The organism is Palleronia aestuarii (genome assembly GCF_003253995.1).
GTDB classification, from domain to species: Bacteria; Pseudomonadota; Alphaproteobacteria; order Rhodobacterales; family Rhodobacteraceae; genus Palleronia; species Palleronia aestuarii.
This window is the reverse complement of the sequence record NZ_QKZL01000014.1, coordinates 69,622-90,733: the sequence shown is the minus strand read 5'-3', so window position 1 is coordinate 90,733 and position 21,112 is coordinate 69,622. Positions and strand designations below refer to the sequence as shown.

Below are 21,112 nucleotides of genomic sequence, written 5' to 3'. Positions count from 1 at the left end.
AGTGGATCGTTTCCCCGAGGACGGCGGGATGAACACGAAGCTTCACGCCATCACCGACAGTATCGGGCGCCCGATACGGTTCTTCATCACAGCCGGACAAGTCAGCGACTATACCGGAGCCAGGGCTTTGGTGGGTAGTTTGCCGGCGGCCGACTGGCTGCTGGGAGATCGCGGATACGATGCCGACTGGTTCCGAGAAGACCTTGTAGATAGGGGAATAACCCCCTGCATTCCGGGACGGAAGTCGCGCGACAAGCCGGTCCGATACGACAAGCGCCGCTACAAGCGCCGCAGCAGGATCGAGATCATGTTCGGGCGCCCGAAGGATTGGCGTCGCGTCGCCACTCGCCACGACCGGTGCCCGAAGGTTTTCTTGTCAGCGATCGCCCTCGCAGCAACCGTACTGTTCTGGCTCTAACTTAATGAGTCTGGAGCCTAGGGTCTGCCAATCGGGCTATGGAGGGCAGCGAATTGCGGACGGATCGCGTCGAAACCCAAAACCCGATCAACGCGCCGAAGCAGGTGGTCGGGTGGGGCGTCGTGATCCTCGATCCGGAACCGGTGGAAGCGCGCTTCCTGAACAGTCAGAAGCTCGACCGTTCCACAACCCCCGTTTCAAATTCCGGTACTTCCGGGAGGTTTGCGAAGGTCTGTCAGGACATCCTTGGATACGCGCGGGTATCGACGGAAGGCCAGGGCCTCGAGGCGCAACTGGTCGCGTTCGTAATGCCGGCATCAGGACGATCTACTCGGAGGAGAACTCCGAGGCAAAGCGCGCCCGCCCCGTGCCCGACAAGCTGATCGACCAACCCCACGAGGGCGACGTCGTCACGATTATCTCGGCCGGCTCGTCATCCATTCTCCGGTTTCATTTCCCAGTTCGAGTGAGAGCAGATACCGGAGCGGACGCAGGAAGGTTTTGCGGAGGCCCGAAAGATTGGCGACGTAGGCGTCAGCTCCCCTGCCCTGATGCGCCGGCAGCGTGAGGAGAATGGCCGCTGAAACCCGGCACGTCGGGCTTGATCCGTCGAACCGATGTCGTCGCCCGGATGCCTCTCGGCAAACCCGGCGCCCGGCAATGCTGCGGCCCCATGCAACCCCACATTGAAGCTCGGCAAGTGCGGTGGTTTACTCTAGGGAATTCGGGAGGACAGGATGACACGCACGATCACGATATCGGTGGCGCTCGCCGCGCTGGCCGCCACCGCACAGGCGCAGGACGGCGCTGCGGTGAACGACGGCGCGCCGGCGCCGGATTGCTCGGCACGGGTGAACTACAACGTCAACGACACCCTTCCGGGCTATGCCGACCCGGACGGCATCTGCCATCCGTTCACCGCGACCTACAGCCTCGTCCCGGACTATTACGAGGGTGAGGACTACTACGTGGAGGAATTCACCGATAAGCGCATCCGCGCGCGGTGGCAGGAATGTAGCCAGGACGACAGCTGTCCCGACGGAGCGCTCGAGGCAGCCCGCGGCTTCACCGGGTCGGAGAGCCAGGACACCGGCACCGTCGATCCGGAAGGGCGCATCGATCCCGAGGGAGATGTCGATCTCGCCGATATCCGCCGCCCGTCCTACTTCGGCACGGAGGCCTATGCCGAGCCCATCGCGGATGCCGAGGATCGGACCTTCACCGTCGAGTTCACCGTTCCGCGCGACACCTACGAGACCGAGTTCGCGGGGCTGTCCGGCGACATCCACCTGCGCGGCTGGTATCTCGCGGGCGACGGGGTCGAGGGCCCGGAAGGCGAGACGGGCCGCGCCCTCGTCATCATGAACAACGGCGGTGGCGGAGAGATCACCGCCATCGACCAGCGCGGTTTCGAAGGTTTCGTCTACGACCCCGAGACGGGCGACTTTGTGCGCGCCTCCGCCTCGGACGGCGCGTCCGAGGAGCCCGGAATGCGGACCTGGCGGGGCTTTCTCGCGGATCTGAACGCGGCCGGCTTCGACGTGCTCGTCACCGACCGGCGTGGAAACGGTATATCGGGCGGGCAGCACGGATACGATACCGCCGAACAGGGCCGGGACATGTTCCGCGAGCTCGATCAGCTTTCGAGCGGCGAAGGCCTGCGCGTCCTCACGCCCGGCGGCGAGGAGTTCGAGGGGATGGACGCGGTCGAGGCGATCTATCCCGACGGGGATCCGGAAGCTCTTCCGATCGTCCTCGGCGGCTATTCGCGCGGCAGCTACGCCGTGGCCTGGGCGATGCAGCAGAACTTCGTGGAGGATTGCGATCACGGCACGTCGCCCTCGACCTGCACCGAGCCGCGCGGGGACGAGCGGATCAAGGGGGCGATCCTCTACGGGCCCAATCCGGGCGGCCTCGGCTACCGCGCCGCCGGGCACGACATGGAGGAGGCTGCGCTCAGGGAAGAGTTCCACACCGCCTACAGGCTCGACGGCGACGTGCTCGCCAATCTCGACGCCTGGCCCGCCCTGCAGCTCATCCGCGGAACGTGGGATTACGTCGAGGGCATGGAGGGCACCTTCGACGCGTTCGGGCGCGCTGGCCCCTCGAAGGACATCTTCGTCTTCCACGGGCCGCATGGTCTCGGCACCCAATCGCCTCAAGCGATGGCGCTCGTGGGCGAGCGAATGGTCGCGTTCGCCCGCGCCGCGGTGAACGAGGGTGATGGCGGCGAAGGTTTCGCGATGCCGAGCGACATGCGCGAACTCGTGTTGTCCGCCCCACCGCACTGGGAACTGACAACGCCACCGCAGATCACGCGAAAAGACTGATAATCAAGGAAATATCCAATGACGTTTTTCACCCTGTCGGGCGGCATCGCCGCCGTCGGCATCACTTTGGCCACTGCCGCCCATGCTCAGGAACACGGCAAGGTCGAGTACGATCTGACCATGGAAAGCGAGATCCTGGGCAAGGACGTGGAATATACGATCTACACCCCGCCGGGTTTCGACACGGATGGGCGCACCTATCCGGTCATCTACCTGATGCATGGCGGTGGAGACGGCGACAATTCCGACTGGTACCGGTTCGGTCAGGCCGACGACCTCTTCGATGCGATGATCGGGTCCGGCGCGGTGCCCCCGTTCATCGCGGTCACGCCCGATGGACGTCGCGACGACACGTTGGAATACAACACCTACTACATGAACGATGCCGACGGCGCAGTTCGGTGGGAGGACATGTTCGTCGAGGAGTTCGTCCCCTTCGTGGAGGAAACCTATCCGGTGATCGCGTCCGAGGATGCGCGCGCGATCGCCGGGCTGTCGATGGGCGGCTACGCCGCCCTGGCCTACGCCATGAAGTATCCCGACATGTTCGCGGCGGCTGTCGGCCTCAGCCCCGCGGTCCGGACTGACGAGCAGATCGCGACTCTGGACCAGGCGGGCTACGACCGTCGCTACGGAAAGGCCTGGGGCGTGGGTCTCGAAGGCGAGGCACGGTTGAACGAGGCGTATCGTGCCAACAGCGTCTTCGACCTCGCCGACGCGGCCAGTCCGGAAGACATCGCGGCGACCAAACTCTACATCGACACCGGTGCCGACGATGTCTTTTTCGACGGGTCGGTGCTGCTGCACCAGATGCTCAGAAGCGAGGGCGAGACCGAGCGGACCCTGGCCAGCGACCATCGCTTCATGATCCGCGAGGGCGGTCATACCTGGGATTACTGGCGCAGCGGCCTGCCGGAGGCGATCCGCTTCATCGGCGGTGTTTTCGGCAAGTAGGGCTCAGCCTCGGAACCGGCGCGGAGCCAGGGATCTCCGCCGCCCGCCATGGGGTCGCCCTGTCACGACGGTCCAGGGTGAACGGCGGGATTCGGGACAAGCGGTCATCGTACCGCAAACCCCGGCCCGGGGCCGGCAGTACGATGCTCGACCCGTGACATTCTGCCTGACGGGCATGGGAGGCCGTCCTTCGGGGCGGTCTGTCCACTTCCATGTTCGCCCTGTCCCTTCCTGCGGAAGGCTCCTTGTGGAGGGACGTTCGGCATCACTGCGCCATCCCCTTGCGGAGAGCCGCTCGCCGCGGGCGGTCTGAGCGCCCGCAATGCGGGACGGATGGTGGATTGTCCGCCCTCCGGAGGACCGCCCGTTTCCAATTTAGTCGCCAGCCCGAATCCGTCGGCAGATCGTCATCCGGATGGCAAACGATACGCTGGCACGCGCCGGGCGGATGTCTCCGTCATTTCACGAGCGGAAAGCCGTTTTGCGTTTCAGGAACGCCTCGTGGATATGCTGCCTACCAGCGCTTTCGGCCGCCGTCGCGTCACCTGCCTTGATCGCGTCCAGAATGGCCTGATGTTCGGTCACCGCCTTGGCGTGGCGTTCGGGGTCGCTCAGCGTTGTCTCGCCCAGAAGCGCGATACCATCGGCCATCTGGTCGAGGGCGCCGTCGAGGTACCGGTTGCGGGCCGCTTGCCGGATTTCATCGTGGAAGCGGCGGTTGATATGGACGGCCTCCTCGATGTCGTCGGCGCTCAGGGCGGAGAACCGTTCCTGCAGGGATTGCAGCGCCGCGTGCTCGGCAGGACCGGCATGATGCGCCGCGAGACCGGCCGCCGCGCCCTCCAGCACCTCGCGCATGGCGTAGAGTTCGTAGACCTCCGTCGTGCCAAGGCTCCGCACGATGAGGCCGCGGCCGCCGCCATGTTCGAGGAGTGACTGCCCGAGAAGTCGCGCGAAGGCCTCGCGGACGGGGGTGCGGCTGAGACTGAAGCGCTCCGCCACCTGCTCCTCGCGCATCGTCATTCCCGGGCGGAGATGCCCTGCATGTATCGCCGCGCGCAGCGCCTCGAAGACGGCCTGCCCGCGGCTTCCCTCGGGTGGCAGCGAGGGCAGTTTCTCAAAATCAGGCTTATCCACGTCGCACCTGCGCGCTCTCCGACTTCGCGAGATCATCGAACGGGAGTATTGCACATGAACGGATCCGTTTGTATACATTAAATGCAGCCGAGGAGTCGCGATGCCGCTCAATCAGATCGAACGCAATGGTCCCTGGGATCTCCTCGTCGCGGGAGGCGGCAACGCGGCGCTCTGTGCCGCGATCGCCGCCCGGCGCGCCGGACGGTCCGTCCTGATCGTCGAGGCCGCTCCGAAATTCTATCGCGGCGGCAATACCCGCCACACCCGGAACATGCGCTGCGCCCACGACCACGCGACGGACACCCTGACCGGCCCCTATACCGAGGAGGAGTTCCTCGACGACCTGCTGCGCGTGACCGGCGGCAATACCGACGAGGCATTGTCGCGGCACATGATCGCGGAATCGAAGTCGATGCTGGACTGGATCCAGGAGCAGGGCGTGCGCTTCCAGCCCTCGCTCGGCGGCACGCTGAGCCTGGGGCGCACCAATTCCTTCTTCCTCGGCGGGGGGCGGTCGATGCTGAACTCGCTCTACGCCACGGCCGAACGGCTCGGGGTCGAGGTGGTCTATGATGCGGAGGTGGTCGCGCTCGACATCGAGGGGCGGACATTCCGCGCCGCGACCGTGCGCCACGACGGCGCCGACATCCGGGTCGAGGCGGCCGCCTTCGTTGCCGCCTGCGGCGGGTTCGAGGCCAATATCGAGTGGTTGAAGGAAGGCTGGGGAGAGAAGGCCGACAACTTCCTGATCCGCGGCACACCCTACAATCGCGGCACGGTCACCCGGATGCTGATCGACGCGGGGATGCAGCAGATCGGCGACCCCACCCAGTGCCACGCCGTCGCCATCGATGCCCGTGCGCCGAAATTCGATGGCGGCATCATCACCCGTCTCGACTGCGTCGTCTTCGGGGTGGTGATGAACCGCGACTGCGAACGGTTCTACGACGAGGGCGAGGACATCTGGCCCAAGCGCTATGCCATATGGGGGCGGCTGATCGCCAACCAGCCCGGGCAGATCGCCTACGTCGTCTTCGACGCGCCCAACATCAAGCGCTTCATGCCCTCGCTGTTCCCCCCCGTCGAGGCGCCGACGCTGCGCGAGCTCGCCGAGAAGCTGGAGCTCGACCCCCGGAAGTTCGAAGCGACGGTGACCGAGTTCAACGACGCCGTCGTGGGCGGCTTCCCGTTCGATCACACCGAGCCGGACGGCAACCGCACCGAAGGCCTGCCCGTGGGCAAGAGCAACTGGGCGCAGAAGATCGAGACGCCGCCCTATTACGCCTACCCGGTCCGTCCGGGAATCACCTTCACCTATCTCGGGGTGAAGATCGACCAGCAGGCCCGGATTCTCATGAACGACGGCAACGGCACGCCGTCCGACAACATGTTCGCCGCCGGCGAGATCATGGCCGGCAACGTCCTGGGACAGGGCTATGCCGCCGGGATCGGCATGACCATCGGAGCCGTCTTTGGACGGATCGCGGGACAGGAGGCCGCGCGCCATGGAGCATAGAACAGCCACACTCGCCGAAGCCGACCGGCTGATGACGGTGTGCAATTCGTGCCGCTATTGCGAGGGTCTCTGCGCGGTGTTCCCGGCGATGGAGATGCGACGCAGCTTCGCCGACGCGGACCTGAACTACCTCGCCAATCTGTGCCACAATTGCAGCGCCTGCTACCACGACTGCCAGTTCGCGCCGCCGCACGAATTCGCGGTGAACGTCCCCAAGGTCCTGGCCGAGGTCCGCAACGACAGCTACGCGCACTATGCCTGGCCTGCCGCGCTGCAGCCGATGTTCCGCCGCAACGGCCTCTGGATCGGGCTCATCTGTGCGACGCTCGTCGCGCTGTTTCTTTTCGGCACGTTCCTGTGGAACGGCGCGGGCGCCGTCTTCTCGGCACAGACCACGCCCGAGAACTTCTACGCATTGATGCCGCACAACGTCATGGTGGCCCTCTTCGGGCCGGCATTCCTGTTCGCGATCCTGGCAATCTACATGGGAGGGCGGGCCTTCTGGCGCGACATCTCGGCCCGCGACATGGAGGACGGCGCGCACCAGTCCGGCATCGACTACGCCCGCGCCGGTCACGACGCGGGACGCCTCACCTATCTCGATGGCGGCGGCGACGGATGCATGAATGCCGACGAACAGACCAGCGACAACCGCAAGCTCTGGCACCACCTGACGTTCTACGGCTTCCTCCTGTGCTTCGCCTCGACCTCGACGGGTACGCTCTATCATTACCTTCTGGGCCGCGAGGCACCCTACCCCTGGTGGGATCTTCCCGTGGTGCTCGGCACGGTCGGCGGCGTCGGGCTCGTGGTCGGAACAGCGGGCCTGCTGCGGGCGAAACTGCGACAATACCACGACGTCAGGGACGACACCCGCTTCGGAATGGACGCGGCCTTCATCGCCATGCTCTTCGGGACGGGCCTGACCGGCCTGCTGCTCCTGTTCCTGCGCGAGACGCCGCTGATGGGCATTCTGCTGGCGGTGCATCTGGGCGTCGTCATGACGCTGTTCCTGACCGCGCCCTACGGAAAGTTCGTCCATGGCATCTACCGCTACCTTGCCCTCGCGCGCTTCGCGCGGGAACGGCGTGGCGAGATGGTGCCTCAAGATGCCTGAGCTGGGACGCCGCGGCGGACAGTTGATGACGATCGCGATCGCCGCTGTCGGCGTTGCGATCTTCAGCCTCCTGTCACTTCCCCTGCCCTTCCTGCTCGGCCCCCTCTTCGCCTGTCTCGCCGCCGCGCTCATGGGGGTGCGGATGCAGGACATGGGCCGGGTGGGCACGGGCATGCGGACGATCCTGGGCGTCGCGGTCGGCGCCGCGATCACGCCCGATCTTCTGACCCGGCTGCCGGGCATGGCCTTCTCGGTCGCGCTGGTCGTGCCCTACATCGCGGTGATCGGACTGGTGGGCTACCCGTTCTTCCGGCGGGTCTGCGGCTTCGACGGGCCGACGAGCTTCTATGCGGCGATGCCGGGGGGCTTCCAGGACATGGTCATCTTCGGCGAGGAGGCCGGTGCCGACATGCGGGCGCTGTCGCTGATCCACGCCACGCGGGTCCTGCTGATCGTGACGCTGGTGCCGTTCCTGATCCTGCACTTCTTCGACCAGACGCTCGACGCGCCGCCGGGCAAGCCGCTCTTCGACGTGCCGGTGCGCGAACTCGCGCTCATGGCCGTCGCCGGGATCGTCGGCTGGAAGGTGGGCGAGCGGGTCGGCCTCTTCGGCGCGTCGATCCTGGGACCGATGATCCTGGCCACGGCGTTCAGCCTGGGCGACCTGCTGCACAACCGGCCACCGGCCGTGGCAATCCTGGCGGCGCAATTCTTCATCGGCACCTCGATCGGCGCGAAATACATGGGCGTGACCTTGCGAGAGCTCAGGATCGACGTGCTCGCGGGCCTCGTCTTCTGTGTCCTGATCGGGCTCTGCGCGCTGGCCTTCGCCGAGATCTCGGCCTCGATGGGCTGGGCGCCGCCACTGGAGGCGCTGCTGGCCTTCGCCCCGGGCGGCCAGGCGGAGATGGCGGTGCTGACGATCGTGGCGGGGGCGGACCTTGCCTTCGTGGTGACGCATCACGTCCTGCGGATCGTGGTGGTGATCATCGGGGCGCCCATCGTCGGGCACATGTTCAGATGGAAGAAGGCCGATGCGGATCGCAGTTCTCGATGACTGGGCGGGCGTGGCCCGCGACATGGCGGAGTGGGACGGACTGGGCGAGGTGACCGTCTTCACCGACCCGATCCCGGCCGACCGGCTGGCAGAGACGCTTCGCCCGTTCGAGGCGATCTGCCTGATGCGGGAACGCACGCCGTTCCCCGCCGCCCTGATCGAGGCGCTGCCCGAGCTTCGCCTGATCGTGACCACCGGGTCGCGGAACCTGTCCATCGACGTGGCGGCGGCGCGGGCACGCGGTATCGTCGTGTCGGGCACACCCTCCCGCAAGACCTCGACGGCGGAACTGACCCTGGCGCTCGTCCTGCACCAGTGTCGCCGCATCGGAACCGAGGCCGCCCGCCTCGACAAAGGCGGGTTCCAGGGGCCGCCGGGGCGGGATCTCGCGGACCTGCGGGTGGGTCTCGTGGGGCTGGGCAACATCGGAACCCAGGTCGCGACGCTGCTGCGGGCCTTCGGGGCCGAGGTAGCGGCCTGGTCGCCGAACCTCACGGCCGAGCGCGCGGCGGATGCCGGTGTGGCCCCTGCCCCCGATCTCCGTGCGCTGGCCGCAGGCTCGGACGTGCTGAGCGTCCACATGGTGCTGGCCGAAAGCACGCGGCACCTCCTCGGGGCGGAGGCGCTGGCGGCGCTGCCCGCCGGTGCTGTCGTGGTGAACACGTCGCGGGCCGGCCTGCTCGATCGCGATGCGCTCTTCGACTGGCTGGGCCGCGATCCCGCCGCGCGGGCCGCGATCGACGTGTTCGAGACCGAGCCCCTGCCGGCGGAGGATCCCTGGCGGGCGGCGCGGCGGCAGTTCGGCGACAGGCTGCTGCTGACACCGCATCTGGGCTATGTCACGCAGGCCACCTGGCGGCTCTTCTATCAGGAGACGGCCGCTGCCGTGGCCGCGTTCCAGGACGGAAATCCCATCCGGACGCTCTGATCGCGTCCGGACCGCGAGATGCGTCAGGCTCCGGCCCAGACCGATCCCGGCACCATCAGCGACCCCTTCGCCAGAAGGCGCGCCGTCCGCAAAAGGCCAGCGCTCTCCAGGTCGAAGGTGCCATCCTCCAGCGTATAGGTGGCCGCCACCTCGATCCGGCCCGAGGCATGTTCGATCGTGACCAGCGCCTCGCCCGGTTCGGGCCGGTCGAGCAGGCCGTCCGACACCGTGCCGGGCACCAGCGCGCAGGATGCCAGGCATTGCGCGCCCGTCACCGCCATCGACGGATGCGCCTTCCACGGCATGAAGTAGCGGGCCGCCAGCGTGCCCCCGTCGCGGGCCGGGGCGAGGAGGCCGAATTTCGGCGCGACCGATTTCGTCACGTCGCCCATTCCCATGCGCTTCCCGGCCTCGATCCGGATCGGCTCCATCCGGGCGTAGAAGTCGCGATTGGCGTCCAGGTCCGCCGCGCTCTCGTAACCCGTCAGGCCGAAGGCGTCCGCGCGGGCGATGACCATGGGCATCGCCACGTCGATGCAGGTGACCTCGATCCCGTCGATCTCGTCACGCAGATTGCCCGTGGGCAGCAGCGCCCCGGTCGCGTTGCCGACCACGTCGCGGAACTTCAGCATCACGGGCGCGGCCGTGCCGGGCACGCCGTCGATGGCCGCGTCGCCTTCGTACTCCACCCTGCCACCGGGGGTGCGGACGATCGCCTCCACCCGGGCGCCGGTGTTGACGGCACGGATGCGGACGCGCGTCTCGTCGCCCTGCGGTGCGATCAGCCCCATCTCGATCGCCGCCGGCCCGACGCCCGAGAGGATGTTGCCGCAGGTCGGCTTGAAGTCGACATACCGCTCCTCCACCGCGACCTGGCCGAAGAAATAGTCGATCTCGGCCCAGTCATCGTCGGAGCGCGACAGCATCGCCACCTTGGTGGTGACCGCCGCGCCGCCGCCGATCCCGTCAATGTTGAGCGGATGGCCCGCGCCGAGGGCGGCCACCAGCACCTGGGCCAGCGTCGCCTCGTCCGCGGGAAGGTCCTCGCGACGGATGTAGGGGCCCCGCGAGGTGCCCCCGCGCAGGAAGTGGAAGGGGATCTCGGTCTGCTGCATCGGTCTCTATCTCCTCCGGATCAGCCGAACGGCCAGGGCAGGCGGGTATAGGCCTGCAACAGACCGTCGGGGAAGCGCAGGTTCAGCGCATTGGCCAGGATCAGGACGAAGGCCGCCGCGCCCGCGGTCAGGAGAACCACGCGGAGCGGCCCGACCCTGGCCCGGAAGATAAGGAACACCACGAAGAAGATCACCATTGCCATGAAGAACCCGATCAGTGCCGAGAGCGCGACCAGGAAGGTGATCCACAGGAGTCCGGCCCAGAGCGATCCCGCCTCGGGATCGTTGGCGTATTCGCCCAGGACCTCGGTATCCTGAGAGACGTTGTGCCGGTTGTCTTTGGTCCAGAGCTGGACCAGCAACAGCGTCACCGCCGCCAGCCCGGCCAGCGCCATGATCATCGGGAAGACCTTCCCGAGGAACGAATGCTGGAGCGAATCCAGGAAAGCCGCGAGGAAGATGGCTGCCGCGAAGAGGGCGAAGAGGATCTGCGGAAGGCGGGTTCGCACCCCTCCCATCCCCGTGGAGGGCAGCTCGTCGATATCGGAGCGCAGCTCGCTCCCCGCGCTGTCGTCGACCCGGTTGCGCATTCCGTACCACACCGAGACGACGATGAAGGCCAGCAGGATCAGGCAGCCGGGGCGCAGGATGAATTCCCAGCCGTAGAACTGCACCGCCTGGTAGAGATAGGTCTCCGATTGCGCGGCGAGTACGAAGCCGATCAGAAGCGCCGGACGCGGCCAGCCGAAGCGGCGCATGAACACGCCGATCACGCCTACGACCAGGAGCGCGACGAGGTCGGCGAGCGACCGCGTGGCCTGGAACGCCGCGAAGCTGATCACCGCGATCATGAAGGGCGCGAGCTGCGGGAACGGGATCGTCGTCAGCCGTGCGATGGGCTGGGACAGCACGATGCAAAGCCCTGCCCCGATGACGTTGGCCAGAGCCAGCGACCAGATGATCGTGTAGGTGATGTTGAGGTTGGTCGTGACCATGGAGGGGCCGGGCTCGATCCCGATCAGGACCATGCCGCCCAGGAACACCGCCATCGAGCCGGATCCCGGGATGCCGAACATCAGCGTCGGCAGCAGGCCGCCGCCTTCCTTGGCGTTGTTGGCGCTTTCGGGCGCGATCACGCCCCGCACGTCGCCCTTGCCGAAATTCTCGGTGTTCTTCTCCGATTGCATGGCATGGCCGTAGGCCAGCCAGTCCACGACCGACCCGCCGAGACCGGGGATCGCGCCGATGATCGTGCCGAGGCCCGCGCAGCGCAGGCTGAGAAAGATGTTCTTCCACCAGTCGCGCAGGCCGTCGAGCCAGCCGGCGCCGAGGCCCCCCTCGGAGGAGATCGCCTGATCGCGGCGCAGCAGGTCGACGATCTCGGGCACGGCGAAGAGGCCGAGGCCGACGATCACCAGCGGCACCCCGTCATAGAGGTAGTCGGTATTGAAGATCATGCGGAACTCGCCCGTCGCCGGCGCGCCCCCGACCGATCCGAGAACCAGCCCCAACCCGCATGCGCCGAGGCCCTTGGCCAGCGAGCGCCCCGCCAGGACACCGACCATCGACAGGCCGAACACCGAGAGCATGAACAACTCGGCCGAGGTGAAGAGCAGGATCAGCGGCCGGGCGATGAGGACGAAGCCGGTCAGGATCGCCGCGCCGAGAAGACCGCCGAAAAGCGACGAGGCGAAGGCAGCCGACAATGCCCGGGCCGCGTGCCCGTCGCGCGACATCGGGAAGCCGTCGAGCACCGTCGCCTGACTGGCCGACGAGCCTGGTATCCCCATCAGCACCGAGGCGAAGGTATCGGACGTTGGAATGACCGCCACGAGGCCGATCAGCATCGCCAGCGCAGAGGTCGGGTCCATGCCGTAGATGAAGGGCAGGAGCAGCGAGAGGCCGGCGATGCCGCCCAGGCCGGGAAAGATGCCGACCGAGAGGCCGATGACCACCCCGACGACCATGTAGATGAGATGTTGTACTGTCAGCAGGTCCGACAGCGCTGTGAGCATCGCTTCCAGCATGGCTCCCCCCTATGCAGATGTGGCGCATCCGGCGGCGCCGGACGGAATGGTGTCGGTACGGCCTCCCCCGCGGCGGCCGTACCTATGGACGTCGTCTCAGTCGAGCGTGACGTCGTATTCCGAAGTCAGCAGATCGACCACGGATTGGCGCACTTCCGGACGGACACGGGTGCCCTGTTCGTAGAGGGTCTGCGCCGCGTCGCCGGTGGCGAGCTGGTAGTCGCCGATCGTGGCCCCCTTGGTCTCCTGGAACTCGGGATCCGCCTGGATGTCGACGAAGGCCTGCTTGTAGGCGTCGATGATCGACTGGTCGGTGCCTTCGGGCAGGAAGGTCATCTTCTGCGCCGGGAAGCCCGCGACGAAGAACGCCTTGTAGGCCTCGAACTCCTCGCCCGACGGCGGCTCGCCGTTCACCATCTCGTAGGCCTCGACATAGGAGGGCATGTCCGGGAAGGTCGGGTCGCGGACGATGTTGCCATCGTCATCGAGCGCGCCCCAGGAGAACAGCGGGATCGCGATGCCCTCGTCCACCAGCGGCTGCACGTTCTGCAGGTATGCCGACGAGGTCTGGTAGTCGATATTGACCTCGCCCCTCTCGAAGGCGAGCCGGCCATCGCCGCGGCCCTGGAAGCCGAAGACGTGACGCACGTCGAGCCCCATCAGGCGGAACCCGAGAAGCGGCACGAGATCGAGCGAGGTCGCGCCCTGGCTGGCATAGATCAGGTCCTGCCCTTCCAGCTTGCCGATCTGGTCGGCGGATTCGACGCCGGTATTGGGGGTCGTGTAGACGACGCCACCGGTGGGCGTGGCCATGACGACGGTCCAGTCGGCATAATCGTAGCGCACGCGCGGATCGCCCAGCAGGTAGGGGAACTGCGTGGAGCCGGAAGTGCCGAGGATCGTGAGCCCGTCCGGCTCGGCCCGCGCCGCGAAGAGATTTGCGCCCTTGGTCGAACCGCCGCCCGGCTCGTTCACGACCTGAACGCTGGGATTGCCCGGCAGGTGCTTGGTCAGGAACGGGGCGAGAAACCGCGCCCAGGTATCCGAGCCGCCGCCTGCGCTGAACGGAATCAGCCACTCGATGGTCTCGCCCTCGAAGCTCACATCCTGAGCCGCGCCCGGCAGCGCCGTCGAGAGCGTGATCCCGACCGCGCCGAGCGCCAGAGCCGTACGACGAGTGAAGTTTGAGATGCTCATGTCTTTCCTCCCTTTTGAACGTGTCGAGCCCGACCCTCCTGCCGACCTCGCGTCGAAATTTCCACAGCTTTCTGCGGTGGATGCTTTCTAAAACATTCCGCATCCTATCGGCGTAACCTGTCGGATTGCTGTCGGCGGGGTTTTCTTTCACGCTGGGGTGGGAGTGCGGGGGGACAAGGGGATGCGGATCGTCATTGCCGAGGATAACGAAAGTCTGTCCGGCGCCATCACCCATGTCCTCAAGCGAGCTGGCTATGCGGTCGACCAGCTGTTCGACGGAATCGAGGCGAGCGAACATCTCGCCGGCGCGGATGCTGATCTGCTGATCCTCGACATGAACCTGCCCCGGCGCCAGGGGCTCGAGATCATGCGCGATCTGCGCAGTCGCGGACAGGGCATGCCGGTGCTGATCCTGACCGCGCGCGGTGGGGTTGCGGATCGGGTGGCGGGCCTCGACGCCGGGGCCGACGATTACATGACGAAACCCTTCCCGATGGACGAGCTTCTGGCGAGGGTCCGAGCGCTGTTGCGACGACGTACGCGGATCATGCCGACCGTCGAACGTCTGGGCGCCATGGAGTTCGATCGGGGCACCGGCACGCTCAACCTCGAGGGAACGCCCATCGACCTGGCGCCGCGCGAGCGGGCGCTCTTCGAGTTGCTGTTCGAGCGCGCGGGCACCGTGGTCGCAAAGACCCACATCGCCGACAGCCTTTACGGTCTCGGTGCCGAGGTCGAGACCAACGCGGTGGAGCTGGCCGTCTCCCGGCTCCGCCGAAAGCTCGGCAAGGCGGCCTCGATCCGCACGATCCGCGGATTGGGCTACCTGCTCGAGCCGGGGACGTGAGACCGCCGCCCCTGCTGTCGTTGCGCGCCCGGTTGTTCGCGATCCTCCTGATCGCGCTCGTCGCGACGGCGGTGGGAGCGTCCACGCTGCGCTTCGTGCTCGCGCGCGAGATGTCGAACCGGCTCTACGACAGCACGCTCGAGGTGGTGGCGCTGGCGATCTCGAGGGACGCGGTCCTGAGCGACGGCGACATCCTGGCCGAAGACCTGCTCGACCGCCTCGTGCGAGCGCTCGGCGATCCGATCTATTACCGCATCATCGGCCCGGGAGGGCGCTTCGTGACCGGGTATTCCGAGGCCCCCGCGGGCTCGCCGGCACGGCGCGAGGGACTGCCCACGGGCGAGGCGGTATTCTACGACGGCACCTATTTCGATGCACCGGTCCGCGGCGTCCTGCAGCGCGAATTCGTCACGAACACCGAATTCGATGGCTGGGTGACCGTCGAGGTCTGGCAGATGGTGACCGAGCGTCGCGACCTCGCCCTCCGCCTCCTCGGGCAGACGCTGGCCATTCTCGCCGTGGTCGTGGCCATAGCCGTGCTGGCACTGACGATCGGGATCGGGGTCGGGCTGCGGCCGCTCGACAAGCTGTCCGAGGCGGTGTCGCAACGCAGCCCGCGTGATCTCGCGCCGATCACCCGGCCGGTGCCGCGCGAGATGTCCGCGCTGGTGGACGCATTGAACGGGCTGATCGCCGAGACGCGCGAAGCGTTCCGCAAGCGCGACACCTTCATCGCCGACGCCGCCCATCAGCTGCGCAACCCCATTGCCGCGGTGGCGGCACAACTCGATGCCGGCATCGCCGCCGAAAGCGATGCCGAGCGCGCCGAGATCATGCGGGACTCCCACGCCGCGATGACACGCGTGCGGCGCATGACCACCCAGCTCCTGAGCCTCGAGGCGCTCGATCAGCCCGTCGACGGCAACGTCCGGACGGCCGACCTGGCCGACATCGCCTCGGCGGCCGCCGCGCGGGCGGTGCCGCACATCCTGGCCGCAGGCGGCGACATCGATTTCGTCAATGGCGGGATCGCGCTGCCGGTGAACGAACAAAGCGGGCTTCTGACCGAGATGATCGACAACCTGCTGGACAACGTCTGCAAGTACGGGGTGCGGCGCGGTGGCGAGGTCACGGTCTCCATGGCCCGCGATGCCGACAGCGCCCGGTTGACCGTCGCGGATGACGGCCCCGGCGTGCCGCCCGGCGAACGCGCCGACATCTTCGAGCGCTTCCACCGCGGCTCCGAGGACGGTCACATGGGCGCGGGCCTGGGCCTCGCCATAGCGCGACGCATTGCCGAGGCGCATGGAGGATCGCTGGTTCTCGCGCCGTCGGACAAGGGGGCCCGGTTCGTGGTCACGCTGCCCATCGCATCGGCGTGACGCTCAGGTCGCCGCGAGGCTCGCGCGGAACTTGCGATGGCGCTTGAGCGCCGGGCCCAGCAGCTTCGCGAGGCCGCGGATCGGGATGTCGGGGACAAACAGCGGGGTATCTGTGGATGCAACTGACATGGCAGTCTCCGTTTCTGTGCGTCCTCCCTCTGCCAAGGCATTTGCGCCCGCACGGCCATCCGAACAAGCGCCGTGTTCGCAGACCCGCTATGTCGGAAACGAAACGGTTCGTGGCGAAGACATGGAGCCTGGCACCGTCCGCCACGCTCGCTGTCGATGGGGGGCGGCGCGGACCGCGCGACGCCCCGGTCCGGCGTCAGGCCGGAACCTCGTCCACCGGTCGCGGCCTGCCGTCGCCGTCAAGCGCGACGAAGGTGAAGGTCGCCTCGGTGACGAGGTGGCTCTCCTCGGTATGACGCTCGCGCCGCCATGCATCGACGCGGATCCGCATCGAGCTCCGGCCCACCTTCTCGATCGCGGCGTAGAGCGAGACCTCGTCGCCGACCTTGACCGGGCGGTGGAGCTTCATCCCGTCGACCGCGATCGTCGAGCTGCGGCCCCGCGATCTCCGGGCCGCGACGGTTCCCGCGGCGAGGTCCATCTGGCTCATCAACCAACCGCCGAAGATGTCCCCGGCCGGATTGGTGTCGGCAGGCATGGCGATGACCCGGATCGTCGGCGGTCCTTCCGGGGGGCAAACCTCAGATGACATGGGAGCACTCCGAGGCAGGCGTGCGGGTGTCCATGTTCCGGCCGCGGTTCAAGTGATCGTCGATCTCCGCTGCCGCGCCGATCATCCGCCCGTAGAGGAAGATAGTGAAGGCGGCGGTCTCGAGATCGCCTTGCGAAAGGGACCCTTTCCGGAAATCCTCCCACATCAGCGCCAGGAGGAGGGCCGCGATCACCGCGTCGACGTTCACGCAGAACACGTAGCGAGACGCGCCGACATCGTAGAGCGCCTGCACGAGTTCCAGGTAGAAGGCGTGGAACACGTTGTACTTGCCTTCCTTCTCGAGGAAGTCCGCGACGAACCGCTCGCGCGGGTCGTAGTTCACCGGTTTTCCCTTGAAGACGGGATGATGCACACCCGGCAGCGCGCGGACCTCGCCGCCTTCCTCCCTGGCGCGGGCCTTGTCCGCCTTGTAGGAAAGCGCGAATTCCCGCGCCATCGCGCGAAGGTCGAGCCCGTGGTCCGGATCGCCGGGATCGGTCAGCCCCTTGTCCCCGAACTGCTGCAGCAGGAAGGCCATCCCCTCGTAGCCGTTGCCGCCATGGCTGTAGCCGGTATGGGACAGGAATCCGATCATGGCCTTGTTGATCTGCACCCGCTCCGGCGTCTGCGGCCCGTCCGCCGAAACCGCGCCCTTGGCCCCCTGGGCCGAGATCGCGCCGGGACCGTTGGAAATCAGGAGCCCGATGAGGATCTGCAGCGGCAGGACCTCGTCCGGCCTAGGCTTCTTGCCGAGCAGCGAAAGCGCGCAGAGATCGGCCATCGTCCAGCGCCCGAAGCGCTCGTCCCGGGGAATGCCGCAAAGCACGCCGTGCTCGTGATGCCTGGCCTCGATCGTGGCGCCGATCATCACGCCGTAAAGGCGCAGATACCAGGGCAGCGTCTCGGCCGTCAGGCGCGAGATGCGCTTCCGCACCAGCGGCCCCCATGCGATGGTCAGCCCGATCGCGGCCAGGATCGCGTCGCGCGAAGGCCGCTCGCCGAAACTGCCGAGCAGTTTCAGGAAGACCGATTTGCCGCCCCGCGCGCGCACGGCCGCCAGCATCGCCTCGGGGCGCGGATCATCCGCCTCCTCGTCGGTCGCGAGAAAGAGGGAACGGGTCCCTTCGTCGATCTCGATAGCGCCGAGATCGAAGCTTTCGTCACGACCGTCGAGCAATCCCGAGGACGCGAACATGTCGATCAGGGCGCGCGTGCAGGCCATGGCGCGTTCCACCCGCTTCGGCCCGCAGATCGCCGCGGCGCCCGCCATCACCGCGTTCGGCGCACTGCCCGCCTCGCGCGCCGCCTGCGCCGCCACGAGGATCGGATCACCCACGAGATTGACCTCGGCGGCGACCGCGACATCCAGCATCGCGCGGTCGTTCTCCGTCGCGATCTCGTGGACCAGCGGCAGCGCGAAGGTCGCCTCGAGCGGCTTCATCGCGAGGTCCAGCACCCGGTGCCCGTGCACGCTCGTCACCTGCGTCTTCGGGTCCATCACCGAGGCGCCCGAGCGATCCTTCATGTTCTGCCGCGCGACCACCGCGCCGACCTTCTCCTTCAGCGCCTCGATCTGGCCGTCGTAAGGCGCCGGTGCCGCGACCGGTGCCATGCCGAGGTTTGCCGGAAGCGTCAGCCCCTGGTCGTTGGCGAGCCACGGTTTCAGCGCGAGGTTGCCGCGCGGTTCGAAATCGGGGGCGATGCCGTTCGCCTTCATCACCGCGGTGAGCGCCTCGGGAATATGGGCGATATTCGTGACCACCGCGCCCTTCGCCGAGACAACCGGGTTTTCCGGCGTGAAGAGATCCGCGACGCCGAATGCCTCCATGAACCAGCGCTCTTTGTCCTCGGCCCGATCGCCCGAACCGGCCATCGCGCCGGCATGACCCACGGCGCGCGTCAGCTTCGATTTCCAGCGGCCCACCACGCAGGCCACGGTCGGCTTGCCGAACGCCACGCCGTGCTCGTAATAGCCGCCGGGCTCCACGTAGAGGACCGCCGCCCTGGAGCGCTCGTCGTTCTGGAACGCATGTGCGAAATCGGCGGCGCCGTAATGAATGTAGACGTCTTTGCCTGACGAGATGAGCGTCGTCGTCCCCCATCCTTCGGTCGCGAGATATTGTGCGATCGTGGTCGTGAACCCGCCGGAATTCGACATCACCGCGACCGATCCCTTGAGGAGCGATTCATCCGGGTGATCGCCCCCGAGCGCCCCGCCGATCCGCACGCGGTTCCACGAATCCGCGACGCCCAGACAATTGCCGCCGATCACGTCGACCCTGTTGGCCTGCGCCATGGCGCGGATCTCGCGCGCGTCGTGTATGGCGATCTTCTCGGTGATGATGACGATCTTCTCGAGGTCGGGGTTCACGCGGATCAGTTCCGCCACCCCGTCGCGCACGCCCGAGGGCGGGAGGTAGACCACGCCCACGTTGAAATCATGTCCCGCGTCGAGCCCTTCGCGGACGTTGTTGAAGACCGGTATGTCGCCCACCGACGTCCTGAGCTTCTGTCCTGCCTTGCCGGGGGCCGTGCCGAAAACGACGTTGCCGCCCGAGAAGGCGTGGCTCACCGGCGTCACCTGCCGGCTCTCGCCACCGAGGATGTTCAGAACGCAAACGCGATCCAGTTTCGTCGCGATCTGGTCCAGGGAGTTCAGTCCCAGGTAATACGGAAATTCTTCCACTGACTGACGTTTCATGGCCTTGCCCTCCCTCAAGCCGCTTCACTCGACAATCCGAGGCCCGCAGCGATCTCCGCGCGGCCTCCGGCGCGCATCCACCCGTCCACCTCCTTCGCGTAGTTCACCACCTCCGACATGGCGCTGTCGAAACCGAAGAAACGGTACGGCAATCCGAGGCTTTCCAGCGTATCGGCAAGATTGCCCATGCCACGCACCAGGTTCGGCCCCCCGCGGCCCACGACCACGTAAAGCGGCGTCCGACCGTGGGTCGCGAAATGTTCCCGCAGCGCGTCGCCCATGCCCCGGAACGTCTCGTGGATATCGGTATTGTTCGACTTACCGCCGATGATGAACAGGACGTTGGTCTGCTCCAGGAAATGGCGATAGCAGATCGAGGCGACCGCCTTCATCTTCGCATAGGGCGGATTGCCCCCGAAATCGGACGAGATGATCGCCGCCTCGCCGAGCACCTCGGTGACGAGGCTGTTGGCGCCGCCGCCGAAAGTCGGGGCGAGAATGGTGCCCTTTTCGTTGACCACGAAGACGTCCGACTGCCCCTGATGCGTCCGCAGCTGGTTCACCTCCTGCTCGAACGCGGTCACGTCGGATGCGAAGAGGCGCTCCGGCAGATCCAGCCTGCCCACGCGCGGGTCGTCCCGGTCGAAGCCGCATTTGAAGTCGCAGGCGACGGGCGTCAGACGGCCGCCGGGTTCGGGTCGCATGCGGATCGGGTTCAGCTCCAGCGTGGTCATGCCGTAATGGTGCATGAGCTCCCAGAGCTTGGGCAGTTGCTGCACCAGCGGCGAGATGATCTCTTTCGGCGCGCCGATGTCCGAGAGCGCGTTGGCGACCACGAACGCCTTGAGCCCGGTCAGGGCGTCGAAGGGCACGGTCGCGATCTCGGTCTTGTCGAGCTCCTCGATATCGATCCCGCCGCGATGGGTCAGTGTCATGGTCGGCGCGCGATAGCGCGTGTCGTCGGTGATGGAGAAATAGATCTCGTGCTCGGCCGGCACCCCGGCCTCGAACGTCACGCCGTTGGCCTTGGTCCTGGCGTTCCCGTGCCGATGCTCGGCGAAGTAGAGACGTTCCTTCTCGGAAATCGCCGTGGAGAGGTCGGAGGCCTTGCCTATGAGGCCCGCCTTGCCCTTCTTGCCGACGCCGCCCCGGAAGATCGGCTTGATGAAGATCATCCCGTGCCGGTCGATCAGGTCCTGGATCTCGTCTTCCTGCGCATCGGCGCCAAGGACTTCGGAATGTGGAAAACCCACATGTCCCAGAAGTCGCGATCCGTAGAGCATTCCGTTCAGTTGCATAATATCCCCCCTTGGTAAGCCTGCACCACAGGCTGCCTGGGGAAGAACCATAGATGCCGAACCTGTCGACGTGCTGTCGTGCCTGCATTATTGGGCATTCGCACCGCGAAGACCCGACGCGTCCGTCTCAGGGGGATCCGTCGCCATGGAACCGGCGCGTTTGCGGCAGGCCTGGTCGGGATCGCAGGTGGGATTGTCGCATCGACCGGCCTCGACCGGATGTCGGGTACTCCGCAGACCTTCCGGGGCGCTTCACCGAACGGATTTCGGACGACGCAGGTCTCCTAGTGGACACCCGGCGTCTTGTCCGCGACATGGCCGTTCCTGACGGTTCGAACCGCTTCCATCACGCGCGTCGCTGGCTGGA

General features: G+C 66.8%; 17 protein-coding genes. 9 read left to right on the top strand and 8 right to left on the bottom strand.

All coding sequences use genetic code 11. The features are described from left to right. The 3 genes from LX81_RS14565 to LX81_RS14555 all read left to right on the top strand — a co-directional run. A partial coding sequence (locus LX81_RS14565; RefSeq protein ID WP_111538056.1) for an IS5 family transposase occupies window positions 1–418 on the top strand: 418 nt, incomplete at its 5' end. A gap of 737 nt (window positions 419–1,155) precedes the next feature. Then, window positions 1,156–2,748 carry an alpha/beta hydrolase gene (locus LX81_RS14560; RefSeq protein WP_111538055.1) on the top strand — a complete coding sequence of 531 codons (1,593 nt, stop codon included), beginning with the start codon at window positions 1,156–1,158 and terminating at the stop codon, window positions 2,746–2,748. 18 nt (window positions 2,749–2,766) lie between these two features. After that, window positions 2,767–3,702, top strand: coding sequence for an alpha/beta hydrolase (locus LX81_RS14555; protein WP_111538054.1), 936 nt, complete (start codon window positions 2,767–2,769; stop codon window positions 3,700–3,702). A gap of 462 nt (window positions 3,703–4,164) precedes the next feature. Here LX81_RS14555 and LX81_RS14550 read toward each other — a convergent pair whose 3' ends face one another. Next, on the bottom strand, window positions 4,165–4,839 hold the full coding sequence (locus LX81_RS14550; RefSeq protein WP_211322779.1) for a GntR family transcriptional regulator: 675 nt from the start codon (window positions 4,837–4,839) through the stop codon (window positions 4,165–4,167). A 100-nt stretch (window positions 4,840–4,939) separates the two neighbouring features. Between LX81_RS14550 and tcuA the strand changes: the two genes are divergently transcribed. Genes tcuA through LX81_RS14530 form a run of 4 tightly spaced genes read left to right on the top strand, consistent with a single transcriptional unit; the run spans window position 4,940 to window position 9,457 of the window. Beyond that, window positions 4,940–6,355 (top strand): FAD-dependent tricarballylate dehydrogenase TcuA, encoded by a 1,416-nt coding sequence (gene tcuA / locus LX81_RS14545; protein ID WP_111538052.1) that lies wholly within the window; start codon window positions 4,940–4,942, stop codon window positions 6,353–6,355. After that, a complete protein-coding gene (gene tcuB / locus LX81_RS14540) occupies window positions 6,345–7,472 on the top strand; it encodes a tricarballylate utilization 4Fe-4S protein TcuB (RefSeq protein ID WP_111538051.1) in 1,128 nt (375 codons plus the stop codon). Before tcuA ends, tcuB begins: the two co-directional genes overlap by 11 nt. Then, complete coding sequence (locus LX81_RS14535; RefSeq protein WP_111538050.1) at window positions 7,465–8,529, top strand: AbrB family transcriptional regulator; 1,065 nt, start codon at window positions 7,465–7,467, stop codon at window positions 8,527–8,529. The genes tcuB and LX81_RS14535 overlap by 8 nt, the downstream gene beginning before the upstream one ends. Continuing rightward, window positions 8,507–9,457: a D-2-hydroxyacid dehydrogenase family protein gene (locus tag LX81_RS14530; protein WP_111538049.1), complete on the top strand. Its 951-nt coding sequence runs from the start codon at window positions 8,507–8,509 to the stop codon at window positions 9,455–9,457. Before LX81_RS14535 ends, LX81_RS14530 begins: the two co-directional genes overlap by 23 nt. 23 nt (window positions 9,458–9,480) lie before the next feature. Here LX81_RS14530 and LX81_RS14525 read toward each other — a convergent pair whose 3' ends face one another. The 3 genes from LX81_RS14525 to LX81_RS14515 all read right to left on the bottom strand — a co-directional run bounded on the left by LX81_RS14525 (window position 9,481) and on the right by LX81_RS14515 (window position 13,796). Further along, complete coding sequence (locus LX81_RS14525; RefSeq protein ID WP_111538048.1) at window positions 9,481–10,572, bottom strand: 4-oxalomesaconate tautomerase; 1,092 nt, start codon at window positions 10,570–10,572, stop codon at window positions 9,481–9,483. A gap of 20 nt (window positions 10,573–10,592) precedes the next feature. After that, window positions 10,593–12,599, bottom strand: coding sequence for a tripartite tricarboxylate transporter permease (locus LX81_RS14520; RefSeq protein WP_111538047.1), 2,007 nt, complete (start codon window positions 12,597–12,599; stop codon window positions 10,593–10,595). A 96-nt stretch (window positions 12,600–12,695) separates the two neighbouring features. Continuing rightward, window positions 12,696–13,796, bottom strand: coding sequence for a Bug family tripartite tricarboxylate transporter substrate binding protein (locus tag LX81_RS14515; protein WP_111538046.1), 1,101 nt, complete (start codon window positions 13,794–13,796; stop codon window positions 12,696–12,698). 181 nt (window positions 13,797–13,977) lie between these two features. On the opposite strand from LX81_RS14515, the gene LX81_RS14510 reads away from it, so the two are divergent. Together LX81_RS14510 and LX81_RS14505 are read left to right on the top strand one after the other, a co-directional pair. Continuing rightward, window positions 13,978–14,643, top strand: a complete 666-nt coding sequence (locus LX81_RS14510; protein ID WP_111538045.1) for a response regulator transcription factor — start codon at window positions 13,978–13,980, stop codon at window positions 14,641–14,643. Continuing rightward, window positions 14,640–16,025: a sensor histidine kinase gene (locus tag LX81_RS14505; protein ID WP_111538044.1), complete on the top strand. Its 1,386-nt coding sequence runs from the start codon at window positions 14,640–14,642 to the stop codon at window positions 16,023–16,025. Before LX81_RS14510 ends, LX81_RS14505 begins: the two co-directional genes overlap by 4 nt. 3 nt (window positions 16,026–16,028) lie before the next feature. Here LX81_RS14505 and LX81_RS23160 read toward each other — a convergent pair whose 3' ends face one another. From LX81_RS23160 to LX81_RS14490, 4 genes are all read right to left on the bottom strand, one after another. Beyond that, entirely contained in the window at window positions 16,029–16,154 is a 126-nt protein-coding gene (locus LX81_RS23160; RefSeq protein ID WP_272939488.1) for a hypothetical protein, read from the bottom strand. Window positions 16,155–16,350: 196 nt separating this feature from the next. Continuing rightward, the gene (locus LX81_RS14500; protein WP_111538043.1) at window positions 16,351–16,746 is read right to left on the bottom strand and encodes an acyl-CoA thioesterase; all 396 of its coding nucleotides are present in this window, start codon (window positions 16,744–16,746) and stop codon (window positions 16,351–16,353) included. Next, entirely contained in the window at window positions 16,736–19,447 is a 2,712-nt protein-coding gene (locus LX81_RS14495) for a CoA-binding protein (RefSeq protein ID WP_111538042.1), read from the bottom strand. The genes LX81_RS14500 and LX81_RS14495 overlap by 11 nt, the downstream gene beginning before the upstream one ends. A 14-nt stretch (window positions 19,448–19,461) precedes the next feature. Beyond that, window positions 19,462–20,745: an ATP citrate lyase citrate-binding domain-containing protein gene (locus LX81_RS14490; RefSeq protein ID WP_111538041.1), complete on the bottom strand. Its 1,284-nt coding sequence runs from the start codon at window positions 20,743–20,745 to the stop codon at window positions 19,462–19,464. Window positions 20,746–21,112 lie beyond the last annotated feature (367 nt).